General features: G+C 44.4%; 8 protein-coding genes. 3 read left to right on the forward strand and 5 right to left on the reverse strand.

All coding sequences use genetic code 11. The annotated features are described in order from the left end of the window. Positions 1-7: 7 nt before the first annotated feature. The 3 genes from AC3CKG_RS12980 to AC3CKG_RS12990 all read right to left on the reverse strand — a co-directional run bounded on the left by AC3CKG_RS12980 (position 8) and on the right by AC3CKG_RS12990 (position 3,182). Positions 8-1,234, reverse strand: coding sequence for an ABC transporter substrate-binding protein (locus AC3CKG_RS12980; protein ID WP_488528443.1), 1,227 nt, complete (start codon positions 1,232-1,234; stop codon positions 8-10). A gap of 176 nt (positions 1,235-1,410) precedes the next feature. After that, the gene (locus AC3CKG_RS12985) at positions 1,411-2,262 is read right to left on the reverse strand and encodes a carbohydrate ABC transporter permease (RefSeq protein ID WP_004734435.1); all 852 of its coding nucleotides are present in this window, start codon (positions 2,260-2,262) and stop codon (positions 1,411-1,413) included. After that, positions 2,262-3,182 carry a carbohydrate ABC transporter permease gene (locus AC3CKG_RS12990; protein WP_488528444.1) on the reverse strand — a complete coding sequence of 307 codons (921 nt, stop codon included), beginning with the start codon at positions 3,180-3,182 and terminating at the stop codon, positions 2,262-2,264. The genes AC3CKG_RS12985 and AC3CKG_RS12990 overlap by 1 nt, the downstream gene beginning before the upstream one ends. Before the next feature lie 296 nt (positions 3,183-3,478). On the opposite strand from AC3CKG_RS12990, the gene AC3CKG_RS12995 reads away from it, so the two are divergent. Continuing rightward, positions 3,479-4,561 (forward strand): ABC transporter ATP-binding protein, encoded by a 1,083-nt coding sequence (locus AC3CKG_RS12995; protein ID WP_488528445.1) that lies wholly within the window; start codon positions 3,479-3,481, stop codon positions 4,559-4,561. 279 nt (positions 4,562-4,840) lie between these two features. Continuing rightward, entirely contained in the window at positions 4,841-6,181 is a 1,341-nt protein-coding gene (locus AC3CKG_RS13000) for an MATE family efflux transporter (protein WP_065110863.1), read from the forward strand. A gap of 229 nt (positions 6,182-6,410) precedes the next feature. On the opposite strand, the gene AC3CKG_RS13005 is transcribed toward AC3CKG_RS13000, so the two are convergent. Together AC3CKG_RS13005 and AC3CKG_RS13010 are read right to left on the reverse strand one after the other, a co-directional pair. Beyond that, the gene (locus AC3CKG_RS13005; protein ID WP_488528446.1) at positions 6,411-8,108 is read right to left on the reverse strand and encodes a solute:sodium symporter family transporter; all 1,698 of its coding nucleotides are present in this window, start codon (positions 8,106-8,108) and stop codon (positions 6,411-6,413) included. A gap of 99 nt (positions 8,109-8,207) precedes the next feature. Next, positions 8,208-10,310, reverse strand: a complete 2,103-nt coding sequence (locus AC3CKG_RS13010; RefSeq protein ID WP_488528447.1) for an alpha-galactosidase — start codon at positions 10,308-10,310, stop codon at positions 8,208-8,210. 247 nt (positions 10,311-10,557) lie between these two features. On the opposite strand from AC3CKG_RS13010, the gene AC3CKG_RS13015 reads away from it, so the two are divergent. Continuing rightward, positions 10,558-11,631: a LacI family DNA-binding transcriptional regulator gene (locus tag AC3CKG_RS13015; protein ID WP_488528448.1), complete on the forward strand. Its 1,074-nt coding sequence runs from the start codon at positions 10,558-10,560 to the stop codon at positions 11,629-11,631. The last annotated feature ends 118 nt before the right edge of the window (positions 11,632-11,749 follow it).

Consider the following 11,749-nt stretch of genomic DNA (forward strand, 5'->3'; position numbering starts at 1 on the left):
TAACACATTACTTAAAGGCGCGCTTACTCACCTTATCGAGTTTCTTCAAGATTTTTTCGATTCGATCAGGGTGAACCATAAACTCTTGGAAGCCCTTCATGCCTTCTTTAGCCATAGCAGGATCGGTATCGCGGTCATAGAACTGGGCCGTACCATCAGTAGAAGCCAACATTGCTACGCCTTTGTCTAAGAATGGATCAGACTTCGCCTTGGCTTTATTGTTAGTTGGGATCTGTAGCAGCATCTCATTGATCAGCTGTTGATTTTCCGCACGCGCAACAAACTCTAGGAACTTACGCGCATCTTCCTTATTTTTCGCTTTAAAAGGAATGTGTAACGTATCCATTGGCGCATCTTCTGACATCGGAACACTTGGATCGATCACAGGGAATTGGAAGAAGTCCATCTTGCCATCTAATTCAGCCGGGAAGTTTGGCGTAATGAAGTTCCCCATGAGGTACATCGCCGCTTTGCCGTTATATAAGAATGGCTGAGCTTCTTGCCAAGAATAAGAGGCGTGATTTTCTAGATAGTAACCAGGCTCAACAAGCTCAGCCCAGTTCGCAAATGTTTTCTTCACTCGCTCGTCAGAGTAAGGCACCTTGCCTTCCATCAACTGAATGTGGAAATCCAAGCCGTTGGTACGCATGTTGATGTAATCGAACCAGCCTGCGGCAGTCCACAAGTACTTAGTACCAATCGCAAACGGTGCCACACCATTTTCTTTAAGCGTTGCCGATGCCGACTTCAAATCTTCCCATGTTTTCGGCTCAGCAATTCCATACTGCTCAAAGATGTCTTTACGGTAGTAGATACCCCATTGGTAATACGTGTATGGCACACCAAATTGCTTGCCTTGCACTGTCATCGCAGGAGCCGCAGCCGCAAAGTCTTGCTTCATGTTGTTGTCAGTCCAAATATCACTCACATCTTCGAACAGGCCACGGTCAACAAAGGCTTTCATTCGGTTACCCGCATACCAAAAAACCACGTCCGGCGGCGAAGTGACCAACCAATTACGAATCGTTGTTTTGTACGACTCGTGATCGTACAAGTTGTACTTCACCGTAATATCTGGGTTTTCTTTTTCAAAGCGATTGATGATCTCACCCCACGCTTCTTTTGGCGCTGGATCGGAAGCATCAGAGTTGATGACTAAGGTTCCTGCAAACGCTGTTGTAGAAACGGAGGCAGCAAGCACTGCCGTAGCAGCGATATGTTTCACGTATTTCATATTAAGGTCCTTGTTATAGAGCTAAGCTCACTAAGTCCAATTTTTATTGTTTTGTCTCGTAGGGTTGTTCGTGTTTTAGTTTCTCTTCAATGATTCATCCATTCGGGATGCCGGTAGCAATAACGACTAAAGCCGTCGCTATTGCTAGATTCGTGTATCTATTCTTATCTCGTTATTTACCCTTTGGTCGCACCTAATGTCAGGCCAGCAATAAAATGTTTTTGCATGGTGAAGAACAACACTACCGGTGGAATGGCAGCCACGACCGCTCCGGCAGACATAAACTGCCAAGACGCCAACCACTGGCCTTGCAGTGAACTAAGCCCCGCAGTTACAGGGCGAACGTCATCACTCTGCACCAATACCAACGCCCAGAAGAAATCGTTCCAAATAAAGGTAAACACCAATACGGCTAACGCCGCTAAAGCAGGGCGAACCAGAGGGAGTACGACATGCCAGAATATTTTCCATTCACTCACCCCTTCAACACGTGCCGCTTCAATTAACGCATCGGGAATGCCAACGATAAAGTTACGCATGAAGAGGGTACAAAAGCCTGCTTGAAAAGCGATATGGAAGAAAATCAGCGCCCAATGGGTATCGTACAAACCGAGTCCAATAGTTAAATCACGCACTGGAATCATCAAAATTTGGAACGGAACAAAGTTGCCAGCGATAAACATCGCAAAGATCCAAACGTTGGCTTTGAAGTTGTATTTCGCCAAGGCATACCCGGCCAAAGTAGAAAGAGCGACAGCCCCTGCGACTGCTGGCAATGTAATGATTAAACTATTGATTAAGTACTGCCCCATTGATGTCGAGGTAAAAACTTGAGTGTAGTTCTCAATGAACTGAATCTCGCTCGGCCAGCCCCAATAATTACCTTTGTTGATGTCATCCATCGAACGAATCGACGTCATCATCACGGCGATAAGCGGTAACAACCACATCACGATCGAGATAGGTAACGCGACTCGGTAACTGATATTAGTAAAGCGACCGGCTTTTTGAATTGGTTGCGGAAACATTATTTTTCACTCCTTAACATGCGCCACAAGAAGTAAGCGATATAGATATCCATAATCAGAAACAGCACCACTGAAACCGCCGCACCGTAACCCATTCGATAGTTAAAAATAGACTCTTCATACATTTGATACGCCAGTACCGTCGAGCTTCCCCAAGGTCCACCAGCCGTCATGGTTGCCACTAAATCGAAAGAACGAAGGGCACCAATTACGGTCACGACCACAGCAATAAACGTCGCAGGTCTTAATTGAGGAAGCACCACATACCAGAGCATGCGCCACTTCTTCGCGCCATCCAGTCGCGCCGCTTCTAATTGCTCTGGGTCGAGGTTATTCAACCCCGTGAGATACAAGATCATGCAGTAAGAGATTTGTGGCCATAGACCAGCGGCAATGATTCCGTAGGTCACATAGTCTTCGTCAGCGAGTATTGATATGGGCTCAAAACCGAACGCACCTAATACCATATTGAAAAGGCCAAATGAGGGGTCATAGAACCAGGAGAACACTAGACCAACCACGACTTGAGAGATGACAAAGGGGAAGAAAAATAAGGATTTAACGACACGAATGCCTTTCACTTGTTGGTTTAAGAAAAGGGCAATCGCCAAGCCACAAGGTGGCGCGAGCATAAAGAAGAGCAACCAAAGGAAGTTATTCGTTAACGATGTGTAGAATGCATCGGAATCAAACAATTCACGATAGTTCTCAAGCCCTACCCACTCTTTCTCACCTAGCCCGTCCCACTCAAAGAAACTGAGCCAAATGCTGTCCAAGATCGGATAAACAACATAGAGAGAAAAGATGGCGATAGCCGGTGCCAAGAACAACCAAGGCGATACCTTAGAACTAATACGTCTTTTCTTTTTAGTCGATGGGATGCGATTTTCTGGGTATATCGTTTTCACAGATTGCTCCATTTCCCGAAATTCCTTGTCTTCAAAGCTTCATTTACTATTTGATAAATTTCCACCTAGATTTCTAAATTTAATCTAGCAACTCAGCATTTATGGTGATTACGTTCAAATATTAGGCTTATTGATAATATTACGCACAGTTATGTTTGAATTTTGTAAACGTTTCCACAAAAATCGGTATGATTTGTAAAATTTATATGACCCCGATCAATAATTCATTCGAGGCATCTAACAAATTTCTGATGAAAGCGTATGTTTTAAAGGCAAAGTGATGTAGTCCAACGAAGCAAGGAGAGAACATGGCTGATATCAGCTTAAAACAGGTCATCAAACGATATGGTGATGTTCAAACGATCCATGGTGTTGATCTTGAAATAAGTAACGGCGAATTCGTAGTATTCGTTGGACCGTCTGGTTGCGGTAAATCAACCCTCTTACGCTTGGTTGCTGGCTTGGAAGAGATTACTGAAGGTGAGATCCATATTGGCGATGATCTGGTTAACGATGTCGATCCTGCCGAACGTGGTGTCGCGATGGTATTCCAGTCCTACGCCCTTTATCCGCATATGACGGTTGAAGAAAACATGGGCTTTGGCCTGAAAATGAACGGTGTAGCTAAAGAAGTCGTCGAGAAACAAGTCACCAGTGCCGCGAAAACGCTTCAACTAGATCCTTTGTTAAAACGTAAACCTAAAGAGCTGTCAGGTGGACAACGTCAGCGTGTTGCTATTGGTCGAGCGATTGTTCGTAACCCAAGAGTATTCTTGTTCGACGAACCTTTATCTAACTTAGATGCTGAACTTCGTGTCGATATGCGCTTACAAATCGCAAAATTGCACCAAGATCTGCAAAATACCATGATTTACGTAACACACGATCAAGTTGAAGCAATGACACTTGCAGACAAAATCGTGGTACTGAGAGATGGTCGAGTTGAGCAAGTGGGTTCACCTCTCGAACTGTATCATTCCCCTCAAAATGAATTTGTGGCAGGCTTTATTGGCTCTCCAAAAATGAACTTCTTGCCGTGTGTGGTCAATAACACCTCTGACACTCATGCCCAACTTACCGTCAATGGCCTCAGTAAAATTACTCTGCCACTACCAAGTGATGGCCTGACCGAAGGGCAAAAGCTTACTCTAGGCATTCGACCAGAACATTTAGAGATCAACGGCGAATCTGATATCACGATTGAGTTCCAAAGCGAGGTCGTAGAAAGGCTTGGCAACAGCACTTATATGTTTGGTCAATCTTGTGGTGTCGATAGCTTCAAGGTTCATCTACCCGGCGATCAGGAAGTCACCCGCTATCAATCGCTCAATTTAAATTTCTCATCAAAAGATTGCCATCTGTTTGATGTTGAAGGTCAGCGAATTAACTAAGTCGTTAAAAACGGTAAAGCTAGATATCGCTAGCTTTACCGTTATTTCAAACCCGCTTTTCATATCATTCCATACAGCCGCAATCCTCGCCCCCCCCCCTTGTTCCTTAATTTATGAAACTGCTTTTAAAATTTCATAACTCGTCCCTAAATGTTGTCTTCTGAAGACTTATTCGAAATTAATTTATCCTTCAGAGTCTTCCGGACATTAATTTGATAGTCGTTTACGCAATAATGGCTAAACTATAGTGTCGCCTACCCCTTTTTTGAGAAAACCTAAATGCCTAATGCTGATTCCACCCTAAATAAACGCATGGGAATCGTTGCGCTCACCTGGCCAATTTTTATCGAAGTTCTTCTAAGAACTGCACTCAACACCAGCGATGTATTCATGTTATCGGGATACTCAGACAAAGCCGTGTCTGCCGTTGGTGTTATCTCTCAGATATCCTTTTTTCTGATCATCGTATCAACCATGGTCAGCAGTGGTACAGGCATCCTAATTGCTCAATACAACGGCGCATCTCGTACTCAAGATAGCGCTCATGTGGGTGTTGCGAGCATTATCTTAGCCATTATTACGGGCGTATTACTCAGTATTATTGCGGTTCTTGGCGCTGAGTATTTTATCCCGCTCTATCAGCTTGAAGCTCAAGTTGAACAGTACGCTCAAGAGTACCTGTTCATCAGTGGCGCACTCACCTTTAATGTCACGATAGGCGTAGTACTCACCACCATTCTACGTAGCCATGGTTATTCAAAATCGCCGATGGTGATCAATTTGATTGCTGGTGTTATCAACGTATTCGGTAACTATTGCGCACTCTATCAGCCTTTTGGACTGCCTGTTTACGGCGTGCAAGGAGTGGCTACCGCAACTGTGATTAGCCAATTAATCGGCATGTTTATCTTGATTGGTGTGGTAAGAAGTAAAGGCATTGATCTGCCGATGAAGCAGTTCAAATCTGTACCGAAAGCTATCTATCAAAAGATCATCAAGATTGGTTCTATGAATGCAGGAGAAGTGCTCTCTTACAACATGGCTCAGATCAGCATTACCTTCTTTGTGGTACAGATGGGAACATCTTCACTGGCTGCGTTTACTTACGCACAAAATATCGCACGTCTCTCTTTTGCCTTTGCCTTAGCCATCGGTCAGGGTAGCCAAATCCAAACCGGATACTACATCGGCAAGGGTTGGATAGATGAGATAGCCAATCGTGTACAACGCTATTTTGTAGTTGGCTTCATCGCCTCTATCAGCATTACCTGCGTGGTCTATATTTTCCGATTCGAGATTTTGGACTTATTCACTCAAGATCCAGAGATCATCGCACTCACCGCAGCACTGATTGCAGGCTCTATCCTGTTAGAAGCTGGTCGCGTATTTAATTTGATTTTCATCTCTTGCTTGAAAGCTGCAGGCGATATTAAGTTCCCGATCAAAATGGGCATTCTCAGCATGTGGGGCATTGGGGTTGCTATGAGCTATTTGCTTGGCGTGCATTGGGGTTATGGCGTATTAGGCGCGTGGATGGCGATCGCGATGGATGAATGGTTCCGCGGAATCATTATGGCGTATCGTTGGAGAACAAAAAAATGGACTCGTTTTTCTTTGTAAGTAGTAAGTAGTAAGTAGTAAGTAGTAAGTAGTAAGTAGTAAGTAGTAAGTAGTAAGTAGTAAGTAGTAAGTAGTAAGTAGTAAGTAGCCAAACAATAACCAACTATAAAAACAATATGTTAGGCATCTCATTCATTACGATTGAGATGCCTTTTTAGTTATTGGCCTACTATGATCCTTTTACTTAGCAAGCTCATTCTAAAAGAACGAATGGCAGGCTCTGTGAAGGTTATGCGGCAGCTTCAAGTGATTTCTTGCGCTTTGCCAACCGTGCTGCGATTCCGAACAACATCACAATGCCACACACACCGTACACTTGCATGATAGTTGGATCATCAGATACAAAACCGACATCAGAGAACATCACGTAAGCACCTAATACCATGTAGAGAATGATAGCCGAAGCTTCGAAACGGAATGCCCAAGGCGTAACATCAATGTTTTCATTCACAGGCATCACATAATCATCTTCACGTGGCATAAAGTAGCCAATGATGAACATCAGCGCTGTACATACAACAAACAGAATCGCCAATTGGTGTAAGAAGTGGATTGGCGTTTTGAACACTAATTGCATTGCGGCGTATGAGCTTACAAACACCACCAACGCAACTTTAGCCGCCACAGCAGGTACACGTTTAGAGACATAACCAACAAACACAATCGTAAAAATTGGCACGCTGAAGAAGCCCGCTACCATCTGTAGGTATTGAAACAGGCCTTCAGGCGCATACATGATGAACGGTGCAATACACACAGAGATAATCGCGATCACAACGCCAAAGATACGGCCTTTACCCACCAGCTCTTCATCCGTTTTACCTTGGCCAAACAAAGGCTTGTAGACATTCAATGCAAACAGAGTGGTCGAGCTGTTAAGCACGCCGTTGAAAGTACTTAGGATGGCACCAAACATAACCGCGACGAAGAAACCGACTAATGGTTTAGGCAATACTTCGTTTACCAAGCGCGTGTACATGGTGTCTGGGTTACCAGCATCTGCACCAAACATGTGGAATGCAATGATGCCAGGAATGATTAGGAACAACGGAGAGATAACCTTAATTGCACCCGCAAGGATTACCCCTTTCTGACCTTCTTTTAAGTTCTTAGCACCCAACGCGCGTTGGATGATTGATTGGTCCGTACCCCAGTAGTAAAGGTTCACAAGTAAAAGACCGGTAAACAAGGTTGAGAACGGCAGTGGATCGGTCTCTGTTCCGACCGATTGCAACTTCTCAGGAGCTGCGTACAACAGCGTATCTAAGCCAGCCCCAAAACTGCCCTCCCCTAATGCCATCAAGCCAAAAACAGGGATCATCAAGCCGCCAATAATAAGACCCACACCATTAATAGTATCGGCAATCACGACCGCTTTGAGTCCACCATAAATCGCATAAAAGAAACCAAGTAGACCGATCGTCGCTGAAATTAGGGCTATAGAGCTGAATTCTGAAATATTAAGCAGAGCTTGAACATCAAAGATCTCACCGAGAACAACGGCACCGGCATAAAGTGTGGTTGGCAAAATATTGATGACGTACTGGCATAAGAAAAGCAAGGTGACGAACTTCTTCACCGACATGTCATAACGGCTCTCTAAGAAGTCTGGAATCGTCGTGATCCCTTGCTTGAGGTAACGTGGTACCAGCATCAGAGCAATGATCACTAAGGTGACACCAGACGCCACTTCCCAACCCATGACACTCATGTTGTGGGTATAAGCTTGTGCACTCATGCCAACAAAGCTAGTCGCGCTCAAGTTGGTTAAAATTAGGGAGCTGGCAATCAAACCACCAGTTAAGCTTCTTCCACCAAGAAAGAAACCGTCTTGTGAGGTGTTCTTGTCATTTTTAACTTTGTTGTAGGTAAACGCGACAACAAAACCAGTAAATAACAAGAATGACAGCAGAACTGTAATAGACATTTTGTTTTCCTTAAGTTTAGTTATTGCGGCAGCAATTCCTCGCTGCCGATTATATTTTTATATTTAGAATTTTATGTAGGGGTACTCAGAGTTAGCGCTTCATATCTTTTTCAGATGAACAATCAAGGCTGACTCTGGGTCTAAAATCGGTAAGGTCAATCCAATTTCCTTGAGATTATCGCCACTCAGGGTTAACGTTTTGTCGAGCCATTGGGGGCGTTGTTTCATCAACTGGAAACTGGTTTTTGGCATGTCCACTAACTTCACTTGATACATCGCGTTGTCTTCCACGCAGCTAATACGAAGTGGCGAAGGCAGAGCATATTCAGGCATCGCTAATTGGCACACGGTGATCAGCATTTCATCGTCATTTTCAACGCCATAAATGTTCTGATTTTTGTCCGAAGGATCCATTCGGAAACTACGGCCAGAATGCAAAACATGACGAAATTGCTTATGCAGTGAAATGTAATGTGAGAATGCTTGTTTCTCTTCAGGTGACTCTTTAACAGGGTCAAGCTCAACCCCCATATGCCCCATGAGTGCGGTTACACCGCGCATATTGATGCTGTGACGACGGTTGGTTGAGTGGCATTCTGCTGGGCCGATGTGCGCCCCCATCACTTCTGGTGGGAAGAAGTAACTCATGCCTTTCTGAATGGCTTGGCGTTCTAAGGCATCATTACAATCTGATGCCCAGAAACGATGGGTTCGTTTTAGAATTTCAAAATCGATACGACCACCACCCGAAGAGCAAGATTCAATCTCGACTTCTGGGTGCGCTCGATTTAACTCATCAACAAGACGGTATAGCGCTTTAGTCTGACCATGCACCGCAGCTTTACCTTGATGCCCAGGTTGAACCAACTCTCGGTTCATGTCCCACTTAAGGTAAGTGATGTTGTATCGAGTCAAAAGCGCATTGAGGCGTTCATACAAATAGTTAAAACACGCTTCATTTTGTAGGTCTAACACGTACTGCCAACGACCAGATGGTTGATGATACCCTTGTAAACCAAGCACCCAATCCGGATGGTTTCGATAAAGATTAGAATCTTGACTTACCATCTCAGGCTCAACCCAAAGGCCAAACTCCATACCCTGTTGGTTTACATGTTCAATCACAGGTTCTAAGCCATTTGGATATTTCACCTCATCCAAATACCAGTCGCCCAGTGCGGTACGTTCACCATCACGACCCACAAACCAACCATCATCAATAATGAAACGTTCAACGCCCATCACGCCCGCTTCCGTTGCCATCTTCATGATGTAGTCAGGCTTGTGTTCAAAATAGATCCCTTCCCATGTATTCAAGTGAACAGGACGAGGTTTATCGGTTGGGAATTGAATAATGTTGTCGCGAACAAATTGTTGAAAGCGTTGCGCGATGCCATTTAAACCTGAGTTGCTGTAACAGCCGAACAGCCAAGGTGTTTGGTAGCTTGCTTGAGATTCCAGAATGGATTCGCCTGCAAGCAACAACTCACCAGCTTGAACAAAGCGGCGACCATCACTGCGAACATCGGCGCGCATTTGGTGGTTACCGCTCCAGCCCAAATGAAATCCCCATACCAAACCATGTTGATCTGAGAACCCTTGAGTCCCTGCAAACATCCCCGGGAAATTCTCGTGAGATGTGCGACCACGACGGTTTTCTTGCATGAAACCACCGTGTTCAAAGCGTTGGCGTTGCGTTTGAAACTCATGACACCAACGGCCATGGAACGTCATAAGCTCGTTAGCATGATTCGGCAATGGCAGCGTTGAAGAAAGCTTGTTCAAGTAATATTTTTTGTCGCCTTTATTGGTGACAGTCACACGCTTTTGGACAACGTCAGATTCGAAATCCAGCTTAATCTCTACCTTAAGATCCAGTTGAGCAACCTTGTCTTCAAGGAAAAAACTCACTTCTTGATCTTGAGCATCGTAACGAACGGTCTTAAAGACAGGAGCCCAATCACGCCCTTCTCTGTGACCTTCAATGCCTGGAGCGTTAAAGTGTCCACTGCCTAACTCAGGGCAAAGAGAAAGTGGCACATCCACATCAAGTCGAGCTTGAGAAATCGGTCTTTCTGTCGAAAGCAGAAGATCTTCATCAATACTTGCGATCTTTGCCCCCCAATGCAAAACCTCTGGAACACGTCCTGATTTAATGATCAAACTATGATTTTTACTCTTTAAGTGAATAAATTCGTTCATTACTAATCTCTATTGTTTTCGTAAACATAATATAGAAATAATAGTGAACTCATCACGCCAGATTAGTATCCAATATCGATAAAACCGTGATGTAAATTGGCTTTAATATTCAAAAAATTTGCACAAGATCAACTGTTTCCGGAAACATTTTTAATGTTTTAAAAGACATTTATTTGAGAGTAAGCAGAGTTTAGTTTGGTAAATTTCGGTAGGCTTATCTCACTCTAAATATTCGATGAGCAGAGCGATGAGTATCACCTTTAAAGACGTAGCAAAACTGGCAGGGGTATCTACCCAGACAGTATCTCGAGTAACCAATGGCTCACAAGACGTCGCGGAATCCACCCGCAACAAGGTTAACGCCGCCATAAAGCAACTGGGTTATGTACCCAATAAAGGTGCTCAAATGCTCAGCCGAGCCAAGTCCACCAGCGTTGGTTTAGTCACTCTCGATATGGCACTGCATGGCGCAGCAATGATCGCAAATGGCGTGCGAATGCAGGCTCATGATATGAGTTATGGCGTTGCTTTCTCTGTCGTTGCCGAGCCCAATCTCGCGAATACCCGTGAGGCCATTCGTGAACTGATGGCTCAACAAGTCGACAGCATTATTCTGAACGTGCCTTTAAAGAGTGCCGATGCAGAATTGTTAGTGGAACAATATCAGCACCTCAATCTTATCTTCATTGATGTCCCTTCTAACAGCCAAGTGAACTATGTTTGCGGTGATCATGCGGAAGGAGCAAAACTGGCGGCTCAACATCTACTTGAGAGCGGACGAACGGACTTCCTGTTGATCACTGGTCCGAACGAATCCAGCGCCTCAAAGATTCGTCACCAAAGTTGGTTAGCCACGTTATCAGATGCAGAGAGTAAGGTGCAGTATCAATATCAAGGAAACTGGCAAGCAGAAAGTGGTTATCTTGGCGTTCGAGAAGCTGTCGCTAAACAAGCCGTATTTGATGCCGTGCTAGTGGCAAGTGATCAGATGGCATTGGGGGCTTTACGTGCACTGCAAGAACTGCAGATACCTGTCCCTGATAAGGTTGCGGTCGTCGGCTTTGATGGCATCGAGGACAGTGCGTTTTTTAATCCACCATTGACCACCATCAAACAAGACTTCACCACGATTGGTCGACAAGCTGTGATACTTGCAGAGAAGCTCAACGCCAACTCACAAGATACTTTACTACAACAACATATCGAAACGGCATTACTCCCAAGAGAAAGCAGCCAACCTAATGTGACGGCTCACTATGAAAAACAAGAGATCGAGCAATTGCTAAAAAGGATTAAGACCCTTTTGCCAGAATCGAGATAAAAGAAAAAGCGCTAGGGGGAGCTAGCGCTTTAAGACCAACTAAGTCCGTTTAGCCTGGTAGTTTTTTAAGCTATATCATGAGGATATAACCAATTTTTTTACTTAGGTAAATCAAAAA

The organism is Vibrio sp. QJM3NY_15 (assembly GCF_057785995.1).

Excerpts from the sequence above, each read along its gene's own strand:
- AC3CKG_RS12980 (WP_488528443.1), bottom strand. The coding sequence starts at position 1,234 with ATGAAATACGTGAAACATATCGCTGCTACGGCAGTGCTTGCTGCCTCC.
- AC3CKG_RS12985 (WP_004734435.1), bottom strand. The coding sequence starts at position 2,262 with ATGTTTCCGCAACCAATTCAAAAAGCCGGTCGCTTTACTAATATCAGT.
- AC3CKG_RS12990 (WP_488528444.1), bottom strand. The coding sequence starts at position 3,182 with ATGGAGCAATCTGTGAAAACGATATACCCAGAAAATCGCATCCCATCG.
- AC3CKG_RS12995 (WP_488528445.1), top strand. The coding sequence starts at position 3,479 with ATGGCTGATATCAGCTTAAAACAGGTCATCAAACGATATGGTGATGTT.
- AC3CKG_RS13000 (WP_065110863.1), top strand. The coding sequence starts at position 4,841 with ATGCCTAATGCTGATTCCACCCTAAATAAACGCATGGGAATCGTTGCG.
- AC3CKG_RS13005 (WP_488528446.1), bottom strand. The coding sequence starts at position 8,108 with ATGTCTATTACAGTTCTGCTGTCATTCTTGTTATTTACTGGTTTTGTT.
- AC3CKG_RS13010 (WP_488528447.1), bottom strand. The coding sequence starts at position 10,310 with ATGAACGAATTTATTCACTTAAAGAGTAAAAATCATAGTTTGATCATT.
- AC3CKG_RS13015 (WP_488528448.1), top strand. The coding sequence starts at position 10,558 with ATGAGTATCACCTTTAAAGACGTAGCAAAACTGGCAGGGGTATCTACC.